A 19,744-nucleotide genomic window follows, 5' to 3' on the forward strand; every position below is an offset into this window, starting at 1 on the left:
GGCGTGCGGTCACCGCCGCCTTCGCCGTGGCGCGGACCGCGGTCGTCGGCGCGTCGATCACCGCCACACCGGCAGCAGCCGCTCAGGCCGGCGGGGTGGCCAAGTCGGGGCGGCAGAGGCGGACCGGGCCGTCCGGCTCCGCAGGGAACGAGTGGTCCAGGTGCCAGCCGTGCTCGGCGGCGACGGCGAGCACGGCGTGCGCTCCGGCGCCCCGGAAGTGCCAGGACGGCACGCTGACCCGGCGCAGGATGCGGCCCTCCTCGGCCAGGTAGCCCCGGCGCGGGTCCCGCTTGGTCTCGGCGGCGAAGAAGCGCGGCAGCCGGGTCCTCAGGTGGGCGAGGTAGGCGTCGGCGCTGTCGCGCAGTTCGAGTGCGCGCAGCCGCGGCATGAAGACGAGGGTGAGCAGCGGCGTCGCGAACCGCCGCGGCAGCGGCCCCCACGGCTCGCCCCGCCGGGGCGCGGGCCCGTACGGGTCGGGCACACTCGTGTGCTGCGGCGGCGCAATGAGCCGGTAGAGGTGCAGCTCGCTGCGCGGGTCCCGGGTCTTCTGCCAGTCCACCGACCAGCCGCGCCGGCCGGCCAGTTGCTCGACCGCCGCGGAGTCCAGCCCGCGGTAGTGGCGCACCGGGAGCGCGCACTCGGCCCGCCGGACTCCGCTGGGCGGCAGCTTGGCCGCCTCCCAGCCGCTGTTCTTCTCCGCTTTGGGGAAGAGGGCGGCGAAGCGGTCGTCGGTGAAGGGCGCCCACAGGTCCGTGCGCCCGGTCCACTCCACTCGCAGCCGGCGCCAGGAGATGGCGGTCGTCTTGAAGGCGAACATCGCGCCGGGCAGGCCGACGTTGCCGTCGCCGAGGATGTCGATGGCGATCACCACGGCCAGCAGGGCGAAGGCGAGCAGGGCCCACACGGGGATGTAGAGGTACTGCAGCACGTACTGCAGTGCCAGAGCGGTCCGCGAGCGCTGCGGGGCGGCCGTGAACTGCCGCTCGCCCAAGCCCGGTCGGGGCCCCTTCGGCGGCTGCGGCGTGACCCCGGAGGGCACCCAGCCTGCGCCCGACGGTGCCTGGGCCGCGTCCTGGGGGCCGGGCGCCGCGCCCGCCTGCGGGGCGCCGCCGTACCCACCCGGCGCGTAGGGCGAGCTGCCGTACGCGGGATGGTCCCCGGCGGGCGCGCCGTACCCGGACGGGCCGTACCCCGCGGGGCCGTGGCCCGCGGACGGGGGAACGTAAGGGCCGCTCGGGGCCGCGGGGTTGCCGTAGAGATCCTGACCCCGGGACGGTGTGCTCATCACACTCTCCTCGCTGCACGGCGCCGGGCACCCCCGGAGAACCCAGCGCCCGCCGGCCGACGGCGGCTGCGCCAAGTACTTCAGCAGGATTTCGGTGCCTGACCTGGTGTTTTCGCCGGGTGGCGGGATTATAGCGGGACTTCGATCGTGTGGGGGCGGTCTCACGGGGACCGCCCCTCGATCGTGCGACAACGCCGCAGGTAGTGACAGTGGCGGCGACGGCTTGGCATCGTCGGCGCGAGTTCGACCAGTTGAGCGCGTGGTGGCGACCGCGGTGTCCGCTCAGGTGCGGGGGCCTGGCACGACAAGCTGCCAGGAGTCGCCGAACCTCCACCACTGTGAGCCCGATGACCCATTACTGAGGTTGTGTCCGTGATGTCGTCGTGGTGAGGCCGGTGCCGGTGAGGCATCCGTCGGTGAGGTCGCTGCGGTATTGGACTTCTCGTAAGCCCCGAAGTTGATGTTGACCTGGCAGCGGTGGCGGAGCAGTGACCAGATGCCCTCGACCGGGTTGAGTTGGGGCGCGGTTGAACTGCGAAGACGCGTATCCGCCGCACGGCATCATGCGAAGATCACCAGTGACCGAGAGGTACATTGCCAGGAGCGACGGGCAAATCGGTGGCGCTGGCGCCACGAGCGTCGCTAGCGTCGCGCCGTGAAGCACCAGAATCCGCTCGCCTACTTGGTGGGCCTTGAAGGCACTGCCCTGCTGCGATCGTTCACCGGGGAGCACGATCGCGAGTTCGTCGATGCGCGTATCGGCGAGATCCGGAGGCTGCTTGACGACGAGACGCTGGCGGATGCCGCTGTGGACGTTGCCCCGGTGGGCACCGTCGATGGATACCAGATCTGGTCGAGGACCTATGACGGCCCCAACTCGGCGTTCGACTTCGACGAGCCGGTGGTCGGGGAAATCCTCGATGGAATGCCGACTGGTGTCGCCTTGGACGCCGCCTGCGGCACCGGTCGGATGACGGCCCTGCTGGCCGAGCGCGGTCACCGGACAGTCGGCGTCGACAGCTCGGCGGACATGCTGGCGCGGGCACGTGAGCGGGTACCAGCAGGCGAGTTCCTCCTTGGCGACCTGCGCCGGCTGCCCGTGGCCGATGATGCCATGGACTTGGTGGTCTGTTCTCTTGCCCTGACGCACGTCGCCGACCTGAGGCCGGTGATGGCGGAGTTCGCCAGGGTTTTGCGTCCGGGCGGGCACCTCGTGACCTCGGACATCCACCCGGAATGCGTGGCGCGGGGTTCGATTCCCTCGGTGCGCTTGGCGGACGGGAGGCCGGGGCAGGTGGAGACCTATCGTCATCCGGTCGGGGACTATCTACGTGCCGCGCTTACGGTGGGGCTACAAGTCCGGCGCTGTGAGGAACCCGAGGAGCGAGCCGGGGGACGGACCGGGGCACAGGATCCGCCACGGAAGCTCACGATCGACTTGGGTCCGTGGGAGGACTGGCCATGGTGCCTGATGGACCTGGTACCCGAGGCTGCTGTGGCGGCCAACGCCGGGGTTCCGGTGGAGATCATCTGGCACTTTCAACTGGCCGAGACCTGAACTCCCGTACATGATTTCATCTGCCACCGGAACATCGTTTTCCGGCGCAGGATCATCGCCACCCACAGGCAGGGGATCAGGGCGGGTGCTACGGTCCGCTCATCAACTGGTGGGTGATCTTCGCATGATGCCGTGCGGCGGATACGCGTCTTCGCAGTTCAACCAGTAGGGTCCGCGACATCACGCATCGCCGAGGCGGAATGACCGCCGCGCAGTCCAGCCCTGGAGGCCGGCGAGCCCGAGCGGGCGCGGCCTTCGAGCGAATGGCTGCGCGGATCGACTTCGACGGACCGGGTACCCTCCACCGTGCTGCTGGTTGTGGGCCGGGCATTCATCACGTCACCCCGTGGAGACGCCCCCGTGGCCACGAAACATCTCTCCCTGCACACCGAGCCGCACGTCGCCGAAATCGGCAACGACCTGGTGTTCGAGTTCCAGCCCGAGGTGGACGGCGACGCCTTCCTCGACGCCTACGACACGCTCCAGGAGCGGTACTCCGGGCTCCAACTCGATGACGGCGCCAGCCTCGACAGCGTGCAGACCAGCGAGCTGCGCGAAGCGATCGGCGCCTGCCGCGCGTTCCTGGCCGGGCTCACGCTGCAATCTCGTCCACACCTCCGACGACGCCGTCGCGGCCGACGAAGTCGGGTGAGGCGTCAGCCCTGATCGTGCCCTTCGCCGGCAACCGGCCCACAGCGCCCCCTCGCTGTCCGCGCGCGCTCCCCCGACACCGGAGCCCGCAGCCGCCGGCTGTCCGGGCACCGGGAAATCGCGTTCACCGTAGCGGTATCGCAGCTCCGCCCCCCAGCGACAGCGGTACGGCGGCCGGGTCCGGCGCGTCAGGAGAGGGCGTCGCGCAGCTGGGCGCGGGACGTGATGTGCAGCTTGGGGAAGATTTTGTGGAGGTGGTAGCCGACGGTCCTGGGCGAGAGGTGGAGCTGGGCGGCGATGTCGCGGTTGGTCAGGCCCTGCGCGGCCAGTTCCGCGATCTGGCGCTCCTGCGGCGTGAGGTCCGCGGCGGGGCTCGCGGCCGGCAGGGTGGTGGCGGCGCCGGCGGCGCGGAGTTCGGCGGCCGCGCGCTCGCCCCACGGCAGCGCGCCGAGGCGCCGGAAGGTCTCGAGAGCCCCGTTCAGGTGCGGGCGGGCGTCCGCGGCACGGCGCCTGCGGCGCAGCCATTCACCGAAGTCCAGGCGGGCGAGGGCGAGTTCGAAGGCCAGCGGGCGGCGGCCGGATCAGCTACCGCGGCGAGGAAGTGCTCCTCGGCGCCGTCGGGGTCGCCGAGCAGGGCGGTGGCCCGCCGGAGCACGGCGCGGACCCGGGGGGACTGCTCGGCGCCGAGGATCTCCAGGGACGAGTCGAGGACCGCCCGGGCTTCGTCGGCGCGTCCGGCCCTGACCGCCGCGGCCGCGAGGTCGCCCAGCCCGTAGACGGACGAGTGGTAGTGCACGGGAAGGGGCCGGAAGTCCTGGGTGAACATGCTGCGCAGCTGGTCGTACGCGCGGCCGTGGTCGCTCTCCCACATCCTGGCCAAGCTCCGTACCGGGATGCTCAGCGAGAGCTGAGGGGGCAGTACGGCCCGGGCCAGGATTTGCCGACATCTTTCGAGCCGTGAGGCGAGCGGCGGGGGCTGACGACACGGACGCGGTAGTAATAAACGGGGCCTTGGCATGGATGGGCGCGCTGCTCGCCGGCGTGGCCGTGATCGGCGACGGACTGATGGGCCCGGTGCTGACGTCGGGGGGTATCGCCGCCTTCATCGTGATGGCGATCTGCGTGACGGTCGTGCCTCGCCGACTGCGTTGGCAAGGGGACGTCCGGCCACGCGGCACCAGTCGTCCTGCCGAACCCGGGTATGGGTTGAAGCTCGAGCAGATCGCGGCCGAGGAACGCTGGGGCGGTGCGCAGCAGATCGCGGACAGGGGGTGGGTGAGGGAGGTCGGACGGCTGAGCTGGCGTCAGGCCACGGTGTTCCTGGTGGGTGACGAGACGGGGTTGGTCGTCGACCCGTGGTTCTTGTCGCGCCGGGCCTACATCTTCGACAGCAGCTGCCACGCCGGCTTCGGCGCAGGCGCGCGTGGCGAGGCCGGCGGCGGAGCGCGGGGGCGCCGTAATTGAGGGGGACCATCGCGTGCCGGGCCGACGCCCAGACGAGCGTCTGCCTCGGTGTCATCACCGGTTCGGCCTGTGGGGGTGGGGCAAGCCCTACCCCCGGTGGCCGGGTAGCAGGTTGGACGCCGGCCGCGCGTAACCGCGATCGTAGTGCCCATGACTGAGACCGCCTCGCTCACCGTGCCGCATGCGTCCACCGAGACCGGGCCCGTTGGCCACCGATTCCGCCGGGAGTTGGGCTATCTCCTGTCCGGACTGCCCCTCGGGGCAGCGGCGTTCACCGTCGCGGTCACCGGATTCACCCTGGGGGTGTCCACCCTCTTGGTCTATGTCGGACTGCCGGTCCTGGCCGGGACCCTGCGCGCGGCACGGGCCCTGGCCAACACGGAACGCCGACGGGTGACGGCCGTCACGGGCCGTCCGCTGCCGTTGCAGCACCCCCGGCAGGCCGGCACGGGATGGGCGGGGTGGCTGCGCGCGGTGCGCGAACCACAGCCCTGGCGCGACCTGGCCCATCTGGTCGTCGCCTTCCCCCTCCAGGTCATCACGTTCAGCGTGGCGCTGACGTGGACCCTCGGCGGTGTGGGCGAGCTGCTCTACGGCACATGGTCGTGGTCCCTGCCGCAAGGGCCGGACGACCAGGGACTGGCGGAGCTGATATTCGACACCAGCTCGCGGGCGGTCGACATCGGCTTCAACACCGCCGTAGGGGTGGTCATGTTGGCCACCGCGGTTCCGGTGGTCCGCGGGCTGGCCGCGATGCAGACCCGGTTGGCCCGCTCCCTGCTGACTGACCGGGCCGCGTAGCCATGGGCCGGGCCCGCCAACAGCGGCTCGCGGTGGACTGCCCGGCGCGAGGGGCTGCCGATCCCCTCGCGGAGTGCTTGGGAGCTGTAGGTGCCGACGGCGCTCCTGCCGCAGCGCTGGACGCCCGACTGGACTGCTCATTCATTGACCGTGAATCAGCTGCCGATGTATAGGTACTGGTCCCATCCCATATGGACCGCGAAAGTGCCTTCCTCTTCCAATCGGCACCAGGCGCCGTTGTCGCGCAACATGGCTCGTACCAGCTCCAGCCCGACATCGAGCGGCACCTCTGCCCCGTCGTCAAAGCCGGTTGGGCCAGCAGGGAAGAGTCCGTCCAGCCCAAAGCCGTCCACCGGGGGCCCTACGCCGAAGTGTGCCAGGGACAGGATCTGCGGTTCCCGTACGACCAGATGATCGACGCCGGTGTCCCTGGCGAAGGCCGCGACCGCCTGAAGACAGGACGCCTCAACCTCATTGTGGTCGCTGAAGACGTCCTCGGAGCCGGTGTAGTGACCGTGTTCGTCGCGGTCGGCGGGGTTGTACTTGGTTACGCGGTAGACGTAGGGGAGCTGCACCTCAACCATCATCCAGCACGCTCCTGCCACCCCGGCGAGGAAATGCCATGGGAGCTGAGACAGAGGCGTGGGACATCGGCCTGAGACAGATGAGAAACCCGCTGGTCAGGGCGGTTCCCTCTCCCACGAGCCGCGAGATCCTACAGACCTTGTAGGGTCTCAGAGGACGTTCCGGTTGAAGACCTGCTAGTTCATGGGTTGTGCCAGGTTATGGGTGTTTCGCCGGTTGCTCGTTTCGCGAGGTTGGAGATCATCGCGAGGCGGATCATGCTCTCGGAGTGGGCGGGTTTGGTCTCGTAGTCGCGGGCGAGGCGGCGATGCATCATGATCCATCCAAAACTCCGCTCCACCACCCACCGCCGTGGGATCACGGAGAAGCCTTTGACCTGCTCGTTTCGCGGGACGACGTCGACGTCGATGCCGAGCGTGGCACCGTGCTCGATCGCCTTCTTCTTGTAGCCGGTGTCGACCCATGCCTTGCTGATGGTGGGGTGGTCGGTGGCGATCTGGGTGAGGAGTTGGATGCCGGCTTCGTTGTCCGAGACGCTGGCGGCGGTGACCATGACCAGCAGTAACAGGCCGAGGGTGTCGACGGCGATGCTGCGTTTGCGTCCGACGATTTTCTTGCCGGCGTCGGTGCCCTGGGTGTCGGTGGGCACGCTGGTGGCGGTCTTGACGCTCTGGGCGTCGATGACGCAGGCGGTGGGTTCGGCGGTGCGTCCTGCCTGCTCGCGGACCATCCGGTGCAGGTGGAGGCCGAGTTTCTCGATGGTGCCGTCGGCGGTTCAGGAGCTGAAGTAGCCGAACACGGTGGTGTGGGGCGGGAAGTCGTGGGGCAGGTAGCGCCAGGGGACGCCGGTCCGGTTGAGGAAGAGGATCGCGTTCATGACTTCTCGAAGGTCAGTGACCTTTCCGCCGAGGTTGAGCGAGGTCTTCTGCCGCTCGGCCCGCAAGGCCGTCAAGGTAGGTTCCATCAACGCCCAGCGGGCATCGGAGAGATCACTCAAATACGGCTCACGCTGCTTCGAAGAGGTCATGAGACCACTCATGCACGAGGCCCCCAACCGGGCATATCGCTCGATCGGGCGAGGCAAAAGCCAACTTCAGGGATGTATTCGAACCGGACAGAAGCTATCGGTAGCAACCGGGGTGAAACGCTAGTCCGGCATGGTTCAGCCGAAGAGACATATCGCCTATTCTGCCTGCACAAGGCAAATCCCGGCGCGACCCAACTATCGCAAACCGATGCATTAACGACGCGAACGTCCTCTCAGAGGGAGGCTCCCCGTGGCCCCTCCGGCGGAGGGGCCACAGGCGGGGTTATGCGTGTGTGTCGGCTCTGTGCGAGGGGGATGGCAAGCGGGGGCCGGGGTCCGGGACGGGGTGGGCCTGGTGGCGGTGGGTGCGTGTGGCTTCTTCGGACCAAGCGGCGAAGGCGGGGTCGCACAGCCGGTCACGGAACCGGCCGTTTCCCATCCAGCGGAGTACCGCTCCGGCCCGGTCCAGTCGGAAGTAGGTCTCGCCGGGCCCGGTGGTGCCGGGGTCCGGCTCACTGGGTGGTTCGGGCGACCATCCCAGAGCGGTGACGGTGTCCAGGGAGCGAAGGGTGCCGAGGACGCCGGGCATGCCACGGGCATGCCTGGTCAGGTCGAGGTGCTCCACCTGGACCGGTCCGGTGTCGTCCGTCGCGTTCAGTGACGTGGTGAGGTCCCCGCCGGTCTGGCCGGCGCGGCCCAGGACGATCTTCTCCTGTATCAGGACCCTGCCGGTGCCGTGCAGCCGGATACGGGTGTTCCGGTGGGTGGCGATCCCGTCCGAGACCACGAAGGGCCTGCCCGCCCAGGTCAGGACCGCTTCGTCGCCCACCGTGGCGTCGATCGTCCACGAGGACGGTGAGTCGCCCTCGTACGCCACGGTGCCGGTCGTCTCCACGACGTCGAGCCACGCGCCGGGAGCGATGTCCACCTCGATGCGGACGTCGTCGCCGGACAGCAGCAGTGCCTGGGTGGCGAGCAGGCCCACCCGGGCACCGTCGGCGTCCTGGTCCATGATCCGTGCCGTCAGGTGGCCGGTCGTGCGCCGGACGCGGCTGCGGCCCCCTGTACGCTGGACGCTCAGTCGGGTCGGTCCGGTCACGTGGGCTGTCCCGCATGCTCGGGCTCCTGGCCGTGCGCGTGGTTGTGCGGGTGGGCTTCCTCGCCGTGTGGGTCGGGGTGGAAGTGCGGGGCCATGGGGCCTGGGTCGACCGGGGTGTGCTCGCCGGTGCGGTAGCGCGCGAGGGTGTCGCGGACCCAGCCGGTCAGCGACCGGACGGACGCCTCGTCGTGCCGGGACAGCGCGATCACCGGGGAACCCCCGCGGGCTTCGCGCCCCTCGCGCGTCATGCGTTCGACGTCCACGCCTACGTGCTCGCCCAGGTCGGTCTTGTTGATCACGAGCAGGTCGGCGCGGGCGATGCCGGGACCGCCCTTGCGGACGACGTCCCCGCCGCCGGCGACGTCCAGGACGAACAGCTGGGCGTCCACCAGGGCCGGGGAGAAGGTCGCGGTGAGGTTGTCGCCGCCGGATTCGATGACGACCAGGTCCAGCGGGCCGAAGTCGGCCTCCATGTCCTCGACCGCCAGCAGGTTGGCCGTCACGTCGTCGCGGATCGCCGTGTGGGGGCACGCGCCCGTCTCGACCGGGCGGATTCGTTCGGGGTCCAGCACCCCGGCGCTCTTGAGGAAGCGCGCATCCTCGTCGGTGTAGATGTCGTTCGTGATGACGCCGAGGCGCAGTTCGCCGGAGAGTGCCCGGCACAACGTCGCGATGAGCGAACTCTTGCCGGTGCCGACGGGGCCGGCTACGCCCAGGCGCATGGCACGGGCGGGGGCAGTGGGCTTGTCAGGCACTGAAGAGCCTCTCTGTGGTCGTGTCGTGGGTTTCGGCCCAGCGCTCGATGAGGGGAGCGCTGTGGGCGGGGATCTGTTCGGGGTGGTGGAGGTGCGCGACGTCGGCGGCCAGTGCGTCGATGTCGGGCAGGAGTTCGTTCACCCATGTGGTGATGAGCAGCGGGTCCTGCGGTTCGAGTTTGAGGAGGGCCGCTGTCACGGTCTGGACGTCGTCGTACCCGACCAGGCGGGCGAGGTCGACGGGGTCCATCCCGGCCCGGTGGGCGAGCAGGCCGAGCACGACCGGGCGCGACCAGGTGCGTGCGCGGGCGTCGGCGGGGCCTGGCCAGAGCGTTTGCAGGACGCGGAGATACCCGCGTCCCAGGCGTCGGCCGTTGGCCCTCAGCGCCTGGCTGGGCGTACGGGCGGCCCAGGCGGCCTCGACGTCGGCCAGGTCGCCGCCGCGTACCGCCACTGCGCGGGCGACGACGGCGGTGCCCGCCTCCACGCGGGTGACGGTGTGCAGGCGGGCCCGCAGATACGTGGGTACCTGGGCCGATGTCGTGCCGGCCCGCAGCGCCGGCTCCAGACCGGCGGACTGCGTGTGTCCCCCGGACGGGAGCCGGGCGTCGCCCAGCAGGGCGAGCAGGAGCGGGGAGGTGCTCACCGGGCGCTTCAGAAGAGCAGGTAGCGCTGGGTGAGCGGGAGGCTCTTCGGCGGGTTCGGCTGGTCGAGGTACCAGAAACCGTTCCGGCTGCTGTGCCTGGTGAGGCTGTGCTTGGACGGGTCGACTCCCGGGATCTCCACCGCGATCTTGAACGTGCTCGGGTCGATGTCGATGCCGAACCGCTCGCCGTTGAAGACCATGTCCGCCTTCTCGACGTCCTTGACGGGCTTCGCGCCCCTCAACTCCCGCCGCAGGCCGAGCGTCTCCTCCAACGAGTCCTTGAACACGCCCTTGCCTCGTACCCTGCTGTACGGGTCGGTGCCGGAGGGCGGGTTGAGCACCTTCTCGGAGACGAACGAGTAGGACAGCCGGCAGGCGATCGCGTGGGCCAACGCGGGCCGCAGGAAGCTCGGCTGCGGGGTCGACACCGAACCGTTGGGGTCACCCAGGTTGCCGATCACCATGGCGCCGGCCTTGATGACCATCTCGGGCCGCACGGCGAAGAACCGCGGGTCCCACAGCACGAGGTCCGCGAGTTTGCCCTCCTGCACGGAACCGACGTATTCGTCGATGCCGTGGGCGAGGGCGGGGTTGATGGTGTATTTGGCCACGTAGCGCAGCGCGCGGGCGTTGTCGCCCGGCCCTTGAACGGCGCCGTAGAAGAAGTTCGCGTCCTCAAAGGTCTTGTGGGACCACTCCTTCATGACGTGGGCAACCTGCCAGGTACGGGTCACGACCTCGCCGATGCGGCCCATGGCCTGGGCGTCGGAGGAGGTGAGGGACATCGCACCCATGTCGTGCAGTACGTCCTCGGCGAACATGGTCGTGGAGCGGATGCGGGAGTCGGCGAACGCCTGGTCGTTCCTGTTGCTGAGATCGAGATGGTGGGCGGAGGCCAGCATGTCGATGTGCTCGGCCACCGTGTTCGCGGTGTACGGGAGGGTCGGGTTCGTCGAGGCGGGCAGGACGTTTCGTTCCGCGGCAACCTTCAGGATGTCGGGGGCGTGCCCACCGCCGGCGCCCTCGGCATGGAAGACGTGGATTCCGCGCCCGCCGATGGCCTTGAGGGTGGACTCCACGAAGCCCGACTCGTTGAGGGAGTCGGCGTGCAGGGTGACTTGCAGACCCCACTCCTCCCCGGCCGTCAGCGCGGCGTCCAGCGCTGCCGGAGTGGCCCCCCAGTCCTCGTGGATCTTGTAGCCGCCGGCGCCCGCGAGTGCCTGCTCGTCCAGGCCCTCCTTGCTGACGGTGTTGCCCTTGCCCAGCAGCATGACGTTGACCGGCAGGTCGTCGAAACTGCGGTGCAGGTTCACCAGGTGCTGCGGACCGGGCGTCACGGTGGTCGCCTTCGATCCCTCGGAGGGGCCCACGCCACCGCCGATCAGCGTGGTGGTCCCGGTGGACAGCGCTTCGTGGACAGCCGAGGAGGAGATGAAGTGTACGTGGGTGTCGATGGTGCCCGCGGTGAGGATCTTGCCCTCGCCGGAGATCACGTCCGTGGACGGACCGATCTCCAGGCCCGGGGTGACCCCGCCCATGACGTCGCTGTTGCCGGCCTTGCCGATCGCGACGACCTTGCCCCCCTTGATCCCCACGTCGGCACGCACGATGGAAGTGCCGCTCGCCCGTTCCAGAGCGGGGCCGACGTCCAGAATGATCACGTTGGTGATCACGGTGTCAGGGGCGTCCTCCAGGCTGGTGTTCATCCCCTGCAGCATCGACTCACGGACGGTCTTGCCACCGCCGAAGATCGCCTCGTCACCGCCGAACGTCAGGTCCTCGGTGACCTCGATCCAGAGATTGGTGTCACCCAGGCGTACCTGGTCGCCCACGGTCGGCCCGTAGGACTTCGCGTACTGCTTGCGGGTGATGTTCGCCATTGCATTCCTCCAGCTAGGTATACGAAGGCCCTGTCAGTCGAGAGCGACGTCGTCATCCGGCTTGTCCTTGCGCAGGCCCGGAACACGTCGCCGCCCGCCGATCGGCACGACCGCGATCGCCTCGCTGGGAGCGTTCTCGGGGCTGAACCGCACGGAATCCCCGGGAGCGATGTCGAGGCGGTATCCCCAGGGGGCCTTCCCCGGCGTCTTCGACCAGTCGTACGCCAAGTTGCGGGCCGCAGCGATCTGCTCGGACCGAACGCGCCGGGAGTCGGTCAGAACGGCCTCTGCCTCGGTGGCGGTGTCCAGGTCGGTGAAGAACAACAGGTCCCTGTTGACGTCGGCCAGATGGAAGTGCGAACCGACCTGGATGTCGCGGTCACCGACGTTGACCACATAGACAGTGGCTCTGCCGCCCTGCGAATTGAGCACGTGCATCGCGTCCGGGTCTTTGACCCACACTCCCCCCACCTCGTACCGGGAGAAGTCGGGGGACAGGCTCGGGTCCAGAGCGGAGGGCGGTCCGGGTTCCGGCCTCTGGCAGGGGCCGTCCCCATGGCAGCAGGCGCAGGTGTCCGGACACGTGACCGGTGCCGTCACCGGAGGCTTCGTCAGTTGCTGGAAATAGGGCATCGAGTTCGACCTCAGCGGATAGGAGCGGGCAGCGGTGCGGCTTCGGGCGGCCGGATCGGGTCGTAGAGGGTGACGAGCTTGCGCCCGTCGGGGAAGGTCGCCTCGATCTGGAGGATGTCGAGCATCTCGGGCACGCCCTCCATGACATCGTCGGTCGTCAGGACGCTCTCGCCCCGGCCCTGTGTGTCTCCCTTCCGCTGTTCCAGAGGAACGTCGGCATCGCTCATCATCTGGTCGACGGTGTAGGTGCCCGCCCGTGCTTCCTCGATGACCCAACAGCTGATGTAAGCCACGGCCTCGGGGTAGTTCAGCTTGATGCCGCGCTCCTTGCGATAGCTGGCCAGCATCCCGGCCACGCTCAGCAGCAACTTCTCCTGCTCTGACGGAATCAGATGCATCCGTGCTCCTCTCTGTTCTCCGCAGTGGTGAGGGTGCCCCGGCCCTGAGAGGGACGACAGCACCGTGAGTCCCCACGCCCGATCGCCCCGGACGCATCCGACGAACTCGGCAGGTGCGTCCGGTCGGCAATTCCCCAGAGGACAGCCGGCGTCCTGCGGCGGGCGCCCCGCGATGCCGTGCACCGACCTGTGCCAGACACCCGTCACGCGGAAGAGCAGATGCACCCGCTAACGAAAATGGGATTGGCGACGCGATGCGGCCCCACCGGCCCCTTCAGCCGAACCGCCCCCCGCCTCAGACGATCATGACGCCAAAGAGCAGCATGCTCCCGCATAACCACACGGCCCGCCTCGAACGGACGTAGATGCGATCGCATGACCGAATTCAAGAGGTCGAAGCGGTCGTTGGGCGGCCATCAAGCTCACCTGAACGTCCAGATCTCGCGGCCCGCCGACCTCTCCCAGGTCACCCGCGCACTCACACGCAAGCTGAAGCAGCTCCAGTGCCGCCCCGGCATAGCCGACGGCCGCTTCGCAAGCACCGGCCCCACTCAACAGTTGACCGAAATCGCCAATTCAAGTTCAGTACCGGCGGCTTGCCGAATTCGAGGCGAGTGTGTGAACGGATCGACCGCTTACTCAAATACGCCAAGATGCTTCAATGCTTTAAGAGCCGCCTTGGCGAGAAGGTGGATGTCATATCGGCACCCCTCTTCTCGGCACGTGAAATCTAAGCGTGTCTATTTGGATGGTAGTGATCGCCCGCGCCCCGCTCGCAATGTTCTGCAAGTTTCTTCTACTGATCGGACGGCTATTCGATTGACCTTGAAACGACTGCCGAATCCGAGAGGGCCTGCCGGAGGATGTTCTCCGCGATTACATTGTCGCCATTGTGGGTGCCGGTTAATCATCCGGCCTGGTCAGGTCGCGTGGTGGTACTCGTGGAGGGTTCCTCCGGGTCGATCTCGCCGACGGACCTCGAGGCGTCCGATCTGGGCTGGCTCACTGTTTGGGTGGGGGAGTGCTCGGAGTGGAGCGGCTTGGCCGAGAGCCCGGTGCGGCCGATGCCCGTTGTATTGATCAGAAACTCATGGGGTTCTCGTCCAGGACGTAGCGGACGTGTGGGCCGCCGAAGTAGCCGCGGACGATGTGCGGCTGACGCTGGCGTCTGTGGAAGAAGCGGCGGGTCTCGGCGGCGAGTTCGGCCTGGTTCCGGGCCCGGTGCTGTTTGGGCAGGCTGTGCTTGAGGTCCGCGTTGACCAGCTCGTCGGGATTCAGCTCGGGTGAGTACGGCGGCAGGAAGTGCAGTTCGACTTGGTGGTCGGTGAGGGTCTTGACGGCCGAGCGGGCGTTGGCCCACGGGTGATCGGGGGGTCCCGCGCAGGGGCGGGGCAGCGGCTGCTCGGCCGCCTCCGACGCCGGCCTGCCGCAGGTCAGGAGAGGGACCGCTCCCGGTCAGCGGCGGCAGTTGCCGCGTCGACGGTGGCAGGTGCGTCGACGACTCCCAGCCGAAGGTGCTCGATGTGGTGGACGGCTTGGTCGAGCAGGGCCGCGACGTGGTTGTCGTGCAGGGCGTAGATCACCGAGCGGCCCTGGCGGGTGCCGGTGACCAGTCCGAGGTTGCGCAGCAGGCGCAACTGGTGGGAGCAGGCCGACTGCTCCATCCCCACGGCCGTGGCCAACTCCGTTGCCGCACACGGCCCTTCACGCAGCCGAGCCAGGATCAGCAGCCGCGACGGCGTCGACAGCGCCTGCAGCGTGGTGGCCACCTGCGCGGCATTGGCCGTCGTCAGGCGGGTGCGCGGCGGCTCATTGTCGGCGGTGTTCGCTCCGTGGCCCATGGCACTATTCTACGAAACGGATCCATGAACGACTCTTCAAGTATTCCTGTTACGATGGGAGGATCGCCCGCTCCTTGCGAGAAGGACCGCCACGCCCATGACCACTGCTCTCGACCAGCGCCCCGTCCAGGCCTCACCCCGGCACACGCCTGACGCCGCCCCGCGGCGGCGCACCCGCGTGCTCGCTTTGGCCGAGGCCCGCTGGGCCGCGGCCGCCCTGCTGCTGTTCCTGGTCGCGCTTCCGCTGCAGCTCACCGGCGCCCCGGCATGGGCGTGGGGCCCGCTGTATGCGCTGACCTACGCCACCGGCGGGTGGGAGCCGGGCTGGGCCGGGCTGCGGGCCCTGAAGGAAAAGACGCTGGACGTCGACCTGCTGATGATCGTCGCCGCCCTCGGCGCCGCGGCGATCGGGCAGGTCATGGACGGCGCCCTGCTGATCGTCATCTTCGCCACCTCCGGCGCCCTGGAGGCGCTGGCCACCGCACGCACCCAGGACTCGGTGCGCGGCCTGCTCGACCTCGCCCCCACCACCGCCACCCTGCTCGCCGACGACGGCACCGAGACGACCGTGGAGACCAGCCGCCTGGCGGTCGGCGACACCGTCCTGGTCCGCCCCGGTGAGCGCATCGGCGCGGACTGCCGCGTGCTGGACGGTGCGAGCGACGTCGATCAGGCGACGATCACCGGCGAGCCGCTGCCGGTGGCCAAGCAGGCCGGGGACGAGGTCTTCGCCGGCACTTTGAACGGGACCGGGGCGCTGCGGATCAAGGTCGAGCGCGACCCGTCGGACTCGGTGATCGCCCGGATCGTGGCCATGGTCGAGGAAGCCGCCGAGACCAAGGCGCCCACGCAGTTGTTCATCGAGAAGGTCGAACAGCGGTACAGCCTGGGCATGATCGCCGCGACCCTGGCGGTCTTCCTCGTCCCGCTGGCGTTCGGGGCGGCGCTGACCGCCTCGCTGCTGCGGGCGATGACCTTCATGATCGTCGCCTCGCCGTGCGCGGTGGTGCTGGCGACCATGCCGCCGCTGCTGTCCGCGATCGCCAACGCCGGCCGCCACGGCGTGCTCATCAAGTCCGCAGTGGTGATGGAACGCCTTGGGCAGGTCGACGCCGTCGCGATGGACAAGACCGGCACCCTGACCGAAGGCACCCCCCGCGTGGCCGCGATCCGCCCCCTGGCCGGCTCCGGCCCGGACGAGAACGGACTGCTCGCGCTGGCCGCGGCGGCCGAGTATCCCAGCGAGCACCCGCTGGCCCGCGCTGTCGTCGACGCCTCACGCGACCGCGGCCTGGACCTGCCGGCCGTGAGCAACTTCGCCTCCACCCCCGGCGTCGGTGTCACCGCCGTCCTGGACGGCTCCACCATCGGTGTCGGCGCCCCGGCCCGGCTGCTGAGGGAGCCGGGACAGGACAGTGCGGCGGCGCGGGCCGTGGTCGTCGCCGGTGACCTGGAGGACAGCGGCCACACCGCCGTCCTCGTGCAGCGCGACGGCCGCCCCGTCGGTATTCTCGGCATCGCCGACCGGCTGCGGGACGATGCTGCTGCCACCGTCACCGCCCTCGGCCGGCTCACCGGCACCGGCCCGCTGCTGCTGACCGGTGACAACCCGCGTGCCGCCGCCCGCCTGGCCGCCGAGGTCGGCATCACCGACGTGCGCGCCGGCCTGCTGCCACAGGACAAGGTCACCGCGGTCAAGGAGCTGGAGCAGGCCGGCCGCCGGGTGCTGGTGGTCGGCGACGGCGTCAACGACGCACCCGCGCTCGCGGCCGCCCACACCGGCATCGCCATGGGACGGGCCGGATCCGACCTCGCGCTGGAGACCGCCGACGCCGTCATCGTCCGCGACGAACTGGCCACCGTGCCCACCGCCGTGGCCCTGTCACGGCGGGCACGCCGGCTGGTGGTGCAGAACCTGGTCATCGCCTTGGTGTTCATCACCGGCCTGGTCATCTGGGACCTCGCCGGCCACCTGCCGATGCCGCTCGGCGTCGCAGGCCACGAAGGCTCCACCGTGATCGTCGGCCTCAACGGACTGCGCCTGCTCGCCGACGGCGCCTGGCGCCGCGCCCGCACCGGGACCCTCCAGTGAGCCGCCGCACCCCCCAAGCCGCCCCCGCTCGCGGCAGGACGGGGGCGGCCCGCTGCACCGTCACCGTGTGCCGCGGCACCGCCAAGGTGCCCGGCCTCGACCACGCCGCCCAACTCGCCGACCTGCGAACGACCCTGCGAGATGTGGCCACCGTGCGTCCGGTCACCTGCCTGGTCACCTGTGAGCACGCCGACGTCATCGTCGTCCAGCCCTCCGCCGAAGGCCGCCGCGCTGGCGGCCGTCCGGTCTGGCTCGGCCTGGTCAACGACCCCGACGCCACCGCCGACGTCGCCGCCTGGGTCCTCACCGGAGGCCCCGGACTGGCCGACCCGCCCGACATCCTCGACCTCTACGCTTTCAGCCCCTCGCGCCGCATCCGACAGGCACTCGACGACTGAGCCAGGACGGACAGGCAGAACCACGAGGTGCACGAACGCGGCGCCACCGGAATGCGGTGGTCAGTGCTCGCCGGAGAAGATCACTTTGACCTCGCGCAGCGCGTAGTGGACCAGTACGTACCCTGCGGCCGGGTCGGCCCACCACAGGCCCGCCAGAGCGTTCAGCACGAGACCGGCCAGGACAGCGGCGGCCAGGAGACCGTCGATCAAGGTGACGCGGCCCTCCGTCTGCAGCACCGGATTGTCCAGAGCCGCACCGGTACGGGCCTTGCCCGCGGCGAGCGCGAACATCACCGCCGCTGTCACCGCCGTCCAGCCGATACCCAACAGCGAGTGGCGCGGACGAAAGCCCACCGCCAGGACCCAGGTGGACTGCACGAGCAGATACAGCGCCAGCAGCGTGAAACCGACACCGATCAGCTTCAGCGCACGACGCTGACGCTCCTCCCCTACGCCCGACAACTCCCAGATCACCACGGTGGAAGCACCGATCTCGATCAGGGAGTCCAAGCCAAAACCCGCGAGTGCAACAGACCTCGCCGAAACGGCAGCGAAAGCCAGCACGACGATGCCAACCACATTCCAGCCGAGAGTGACGTACTCCAAGGCAAAGCCCCGGCGGGTGAGCGCCCGACGAGCGGATTCATCGTTGCTGGCCACCGCACGAGCCTCCCAGACCCGCCTACCGGCCTGACAGACACCACCGCCCGCTCCCCGCTGAAATGGGCACGCCATCGCCCGCCTGGCACATCACCCCCTTGGCCACGCCGCCCTGCGGTCGGCGGACGTCGGTGTTTTCTTCCGGACTGCGGGGGCTGCCAGGCCGGAACAGGTCGCGGACAAGGGGAGGTCGGTCACCTGACCGGGGCGTCGGCGATGGGCGTCGACGAGCGGAGGGGAGTCGCGGGTGGCAGGCACATCCAAGGAGGGCGACGCCGTCCGGCATCGCCCTCGGCGCCTTCCCGTCACAGGAAGCGGCACGGTGCATGAATGCCACGTCACAGGTCTACGAGCACGGCGGAGACCCTCATGACTCACTGCCCAACAAGGATTGGGAGACACGGCCCGACCGGAGGCGCCTCCTGACTGTGCCAGTGGGAGCTGAGGGCTGGTGGGGAGTGGGGGGCCATCAGCGGGGGTGGTTGAGGAGGTACTGGAAGGTGCGGGCGTGTGCGGCTTCGTCTTCGGCGTTGCGGCGGAAGACGCGGGCGGCCTGGTGGTCGCCTGCGGCGTCGGCGCGGGCGGCGAAGGTGGGGTACATGACGGTGGCTTCGTGGGTCTCGCCGGCGATGGCGGCTCGCAGGTTGTCCGCGTCGCTGCGTACGACGCCGGCCAGGGCGGGCCGGTGCGTCCGACGCCGTGGACATGGCGCTCCTGGGGCGCTGCTACGAGGGCTGTGCCTGGCACTCCGTGGCTGCCGTCAGACATCTCGTTCTGCTGGCGCCCTGACCTTCGCGTTCGGGAGTCCGGCGCGCGCGCTCACGGCAGTCCGGCGACCTCCGTCAGCCGGAAGAGGTCACGCTGCACGTCACGCCGCAGCAGGTCGCCGTGGTGCGTGACCACCAGTGCGGCGTGCAGGGGATCCCCCAGGTCGATCGTGAACCGGCCGTTCGCGGCGAAGCGGCCCAGCAGCGCCGCGGCCCTCTCCGCGTAGCCCGCCGAGGCCTCGTGTGCCAGGTCCGGGACCAGGCTGCCGGCGCCGACGACGGTGACACCGGGCGGTACCGTCACCGCCGTGCCCCAGCGGACCCCTGCGACGCTTCCGCCGTCGGGTTCGGCGGTGGTGTCCACGACGACGGAGCCGGGTGCCATGGAGGTGAGCGCGTCCCTGCCCATCAGCACCTCGGGCATCCCGGGTGAGGTGTCCCGGGCGGTGACGACGGCGATGTCGGAGCCGGTCAGTGCTGCCAGCAGGGCGCGCGGCGTGCCGTCCTGCAGTCGCGGGCCGCAGGTGTCGCAGACCGTAGCCGCAGCACCCAGCGTGCGGGCGGTGTGCGCGGCCTGCAGCCCCGCCGGGCCATCGCCGGCCACCAGGACCCGCACGGTACGGTCCCTTCCCCCGGTGCCGGATCCGGGCAGGTCCCGCCCGCTGTGCAGAAGGCCCGTCAGTACGGCCTGACGTCCGGCGATGCGGGCCTGCTGGGCGGCGGCGTCCATGTCGGCGAGGTCGCCGGGCGCCTCGGCGAGGAGGTCGAAGCTCACGGCGGTGATCCCGTGGTCCGCCCAGTACCGTACGGTCAGTGCGTTCCGCAGGGGGCGGAGCAGGCCCGCCACCACCTGCCCGCGACGCGTCCCCGGCCCTGTCGAAGCGGCTGGGAGCCCGACCCCGAGGAGTACGTCCGCTCGGCCCACCACCGCCGCGCGGCCGAGCACCTCCGCCCCCGCACGCACGTACGCGCTGTCACCGTAGCCTGCCCGACGCCCGGCACCGGCCTCGACGGCCACCTGGGCCCCGAGCGCCCGCAGCGCGCCGACCGCGGCCGGCACGACGGCCACGCGCCGCTCCCCCGGGCCGGACTCCGCACACACGCCGACCGTGAAGGACACCACCTCGACCGCCTCTCCGGAGAGGAATACCCGGTATCTGAGAGTATGCGTGAGTATTTTCGGTTTTGCGGCAGTATCCACCTC

The 19,744-nt window shown here is 69.8% G+C and carries 21 protein-coding genes and 2 pseudogenes; 6 read left to right on the forward strand and 17 right to left on the reverse strand.

Features of this window, described 5'->3' with window-relative positions; all coding sequences use genetic code 11:
- Nucleotides 1–82 precede the first annotated feature (82 nt).
- Together IH54_RS46380 and IH54_RS48185 are read right to left on the reverse strand one after the other, a co-directional pair.
- Complete coding sequence (locus IH54_RS46380; protein WP_031524992.1) at nt 83–1,285, reverse strand: hypothetical protein; 1,203 nt, start codon at nt 1,283–1,285, stop codon at nt 83–85.
- Nucleotides 1,286–1,640: 355 nt separating this feature from the next.
- A pseudogene (locus IH54_RS48185) lies at nt 1,641–1,810 on the reverse strand (IS630 family transposase); the annotation flags it as partial.
- A 130-nt stretch (nt 1,811–1,940) separates the two neighbouring features.
- Here IH54_RS48185 and IH54_RS0135290 point away from each other — a divergent pair.
- The gene (locus IH54_RS0135290; RefSeq protein ID WP_031524994.1) at nt 1,941–2,843 is read left to right on the forward strand and encodes a class I SAM-dependent methyltransferase; all 903 of its coding nucleotides are present in this window, start codon (nt 1,941–1,943) and stop codon (nt 2,841–2,843) included.
- Between the two features lie 360 nt (nt 2,844–3,203).
- Nucleotides 3,204–3,509 (forward strand): hypothetical protein, encoded by a 306-nt coding sequence (locus tag IH54_RS0135295; RefSeq protein ID WP_052398216.1) that lies wholly within the window; start codon nt 3,204–3,206, stop codon nt 3,507–3,509.
- A gap of 173 nt (nt 3,510–3,682) precedes the next feature.
- Here IH54_RS0135295 and IH54_RS48000 read toward each other — a convergent pair whose 3' ends face one another.
- Together IH54_RS48000 and IH54_RS47330 are read right to left on the reverse strand one after the other, a co-directional pair.
- Nucleotides 3,683–4,060, reverse strand: a complete 378-nt coding sequence (locus IH54_RS48000; protein WP_324607849.1) for a helix-turn-helix transcriptional regulator — start codon at nt 4,058–4,060, stop codon at nt 3,683–3,685.
- Entirely contained in the window at nt 3,973–4,365 is a 393-nt protein-coding gene (locus IH54_RS47330) for a hypothetical protein (RefSeq protein ID WP_031524998.1), read from the reverse strand. The genes IH54_RS48000 and IH54_RS47330 overlap by 88 nt, the downstream gene beginning before the upstream one ends.
- Before the next feature lie 149 nt (nt 4,366–4,514).
- Between IH54_RS47330 and IH54_RS0135305 the strand changes: the two genes are divergently transcribed.
- Together IH54_RS0135305 and IH54_RS0135310 are read left to right on the forward strand one after the other, a co-directional pair.
- Nucleotides 4,515–4,958 (forward strand): hypothetical protein, encoded by a 444-nt coding sequence (locus tag IH54_RS0135305; protein WP_078862764.1) that lies wholly within the window; start codon nt 4,515–4,517, stop codon nt 4,956–4,958.
- 150 nt (nt 4,959–5,108) lie between these two features.
- Nucleotides 5,109–5,759 (forward strand): sensor domain-containing protein, encoded by a 651-nt coding sequence (locus IH54_RS0135310; RefSeq protein WP_078862765.1) that lies wholly within the window; start codon nt 5,109–5,111, stop codon nt 5,757–5,759.
- A gap of 155 nt (nt 5,760–5,914) precedes the next feature.
- On the opposite strand, the gene IH54_RS0135315 is transcribed toward IH54_RS0135310, so the two are convergent.
- The 10 genes and pseudogenes from IH54_RS0135315 to IH54_RS0135365 form a co-directional block, all read right to left on the reverse strand.
- The gene (locus IH54_RS0135315) at nt 5,915–6,346 is read right to left on the reverse strand and encodes a hypothetical protein (RefSeq protein ID WP_324607848.1); all 432 of its coding nucleotides are present in this window, start codon (nt 6,344–6,346) and stop codon (nt 5,915–5,917) included.
- A 179-nt stretch (nt 6,347–6,525) separates the two neighbouring features.
- A pseudogene (locus IH54_RS40670) lies at nt 6,526–7,371 on the reverse strand (IS5 family transposase).
- Between the two features lie 283 nt (nt 7,372–7,654).
- Nucleotides 7,655–8,383 carry an urease accessory protein UreD gene (locus IH54_RS40675; protein WP_234344188.1) on the reverse strand — a complete coding sequence of 243 codons (729 nt, stop codon included), beginning with the start codon at nt 8,381–8,383 and terminating at the stop codon, nt 7,655–7,657.
- Between the two features lie 83 nt (nt 8,384–8,466).
- A complete protein-coding gene (gene ureG, locus IH54_RS0135335; protein ID WP_107060345.1) occupies nt 8,467–9,192 on the reverse strand; it encodes an urease accessory protein UreG in 726 nt (241 codons plus the stop codon).
- Between the two features lie 25 nt (nt 9,193–9,217).
- Nucleotides 9,218–9,871: an urease accessory protein UreF gene (locus IH54_RS0135340; protein WP_031525011.1), complete on the reverse strand. Its 654-nt coding sequence runs from the start codon at nt 9,869–9,871 to the stop codon at nt 9,218–9,220.
- Between the two features lie 8 nt (nt 9,872–9,879).
- Entirely contained in the window at nt 9,880–11,751 is a 1,872-nt protein-coding gene (gene ureC, locus IH54_RS0135345) for an urease subunit alpha (RefSeq protein ID WP_031525013.1), read from the reverse strand.
- Between the two features lie 33 nt (nt 11,752–11,784).
- A complete protein-coding gene (locus tag IH54_RS0135350; RefSeq protein ID WP_234344189.1) occupies nt 11,785–12,213 on the reverse strand; it encodes an urease subunit beta in 429 nt (142 codons plus the stop codon).
- Nucleotides 12,214–12,395: 182 nt separating this feature from the next.
- The gene (ureA, locus tag IH54_RS0135355; RefSeq protein ID WP_031525017.1) at nt 12,396–12,782 is read right to left on the reverse strand and encodes an urease subunit gamma; all 387 of its coding nucleotides are present in this window, start codon (nt 12,780–12,782) and stop codon (nt 12,396–12,398) included.
- Between the two features lie 1,080 nt (nt 12,783–13,862).
- Complete coding sequence (locus IH54_RS43935) at nt 13,863–14,219, reverse strand: transposase (protein ID WP_420711821.1); 357 nt, start codon at nt 14,217–14,219, stop codon at nt 13,863–13,865.
- Complete coding sequence (locus tag IH54_RS0135365; protein ID WP_031525019.1) at nt 14,216–14,623, reverse strand: ArsR/SmtB family transcription factor; 408 nt, start codon at nt 14,621–14,623, stop codon at nt 14,216–14,218. Before IH54_RS0135365 ends, IH54_RS43935 begins: the two co-directional genes overlap by 4 nt.
- 97 nt (nt 14,624–14,720) lie before the next feature.
- On the opposite strand from IH54_RS0135365, the gene IH54_RS0135370 reads away from it, so the two are divergent.
- Complete coding sequence (locus tag IH54_RS0135370) at nt 14,721–16,715, forward strand: heavy metal translocating P-type ATPase (RefSeq protein ID WP_031525021.1); 1,995 nt, start codon at nt 14,721–14,723, stop codon at nt 16,713–16,715.
- Entirely contained in the window at nt 16,712–17,113 is a 402-nt protein-coding gene (locus IH54_RS0135375) for a hypothetical protein (protein ID WP_031525023.1), read from the forward strand. The genes IH54_RS0135370 and IH54_RS0135375 overlap by 4 nt, the downstream gene beginning before the upstream one ends.
- A gap of 60 nt (nt 17,114–17,173) precedes the next feature.
- On the opposite strand, the gene IH54_RS0135380 is transcribed toward IH54_RS0135375, so the two are convergent.
- The 3 genes from IH54_RS0135380 to IH54_RS0135390 all read right to left on the reverse strand — a co-directional run bounded on the left by IH54_RS0135380 (nt 17,174) and on the right by IH54_RS0135390 (nt 19,741).
- Nucleotides 17,174–17,773, reverse strand: a complete 600-nt coding sequence (locus tag IH54_RS0135380; protein WP_031525025.1) for a cation transporter — start codon at nt 17,771–17,773, stop codon at nt 17,174–17,176.
- 469 nt (nt 17,774–18,242) lie between these two features.
- Entirely contained in the window at nt 18,243–18,449 is a 207-nt protein-coding gene (locus IH54_RS43940; RefSeq protein ID WP_078862767.1) for a ferritin family protein, read from the reverse strand.
- 143 nt (nt 18,450–18,592) lie between these two features.
- A complete protein-coding gene (locus IH54_RS0135390; RefSeq protein WP_078862768.1) occupies nt 18,593–19,741 on the reverse strand; it encodes a hypothetical protein in 1,149 nt (382 codons plus the stop codon).
- Nucleotides 19,742–19,744 lie beyond the last annotated feature (3 nt).

Source organism: Streptomyces sp. NRRL F-5123 (assembly GCF_000721495.1).
Classification (GTDB): domain Bacteria; phylum Actinomycetota; class Actinomycetes; order Streptomycetales; family Streptomycetaceae; genus Actinacidiphila.

Coding starts and splice junctions, on each gene's coding strand:
- IH54_RS0135370 (WP_031525021.1), top strand. CDS start 14,721: ATGACCACTGCTCTCGACCAGCGCCCCGTCCAGGCCTCACCCCGGCAC.
- ureA (WP_031525017.1), bottom strand. CDS start 12,782: ATGCATCTGATTCCGTCAGAGCAGGAGAAGTTGCTGCTGAGCGTGGCC.
- IH54_RS46380 (WP_031524992.1), bottom strand. CDS start 1,285: ATGAGCACACCGTCCCGGGGTCAGGATCTCTACGGCAACCCCGCGGCC.
- IH54_RS0135365 (WP_031525019.1), bottom strand. CDS start 14,623: ATGGGCCACGGAGCGAACACCGCCGACAATGAGCCGCCGCGCACCCGC.
- IH54_RS0135305 (WP_078862764.1), top strand. CDS start 4,515: ATGGGCGCGCTGCTCGCCGGCGTGGCCGTGATCGGCGACGGACTGATG.
- IH54_RS47330 (WP_031524998.1), bottom strand. CDS start 4,365: ATGTGGGAGAGCGACCACGGCCGCGCGTACGACCAGCTGCGCAGCATG.
- ureG (WP_107060345.1), bottom strand. CDS start 9,192: ATGCGCCTGGGCGTAGCCGGCCCCGTCGGCACCGGCAAGAGTTCGCTC.
- IH54_RS0135315 (WP_324607848.1), bottom strand. CDS start 6,346: ATGATGGTTGAGGTGCAGCTCCCCTACGTCTACCGCGTAACCAAGTAC.
- IH54_RS0135310 (WP_078862765.1), top strand. CDS start 5,109: ATGACTGAGACCGCCTCGCTCACCGTGCCGCATGCGTCCACCGAGACC.
- ureC (WP_031525013.1), bottom strand. CDS start 11,751: ATGGCGAACATCACCCGCAAGCAGTACGCGAAGTCCTACGGGCCGACC.
- IH54_RS40675 (WP_234344188.1), bottom strand. CDS start 8,383: ATGGACCAGGACGCCGACGGTGCCCGGGTGGGCCTGCTCGCCACCCAG.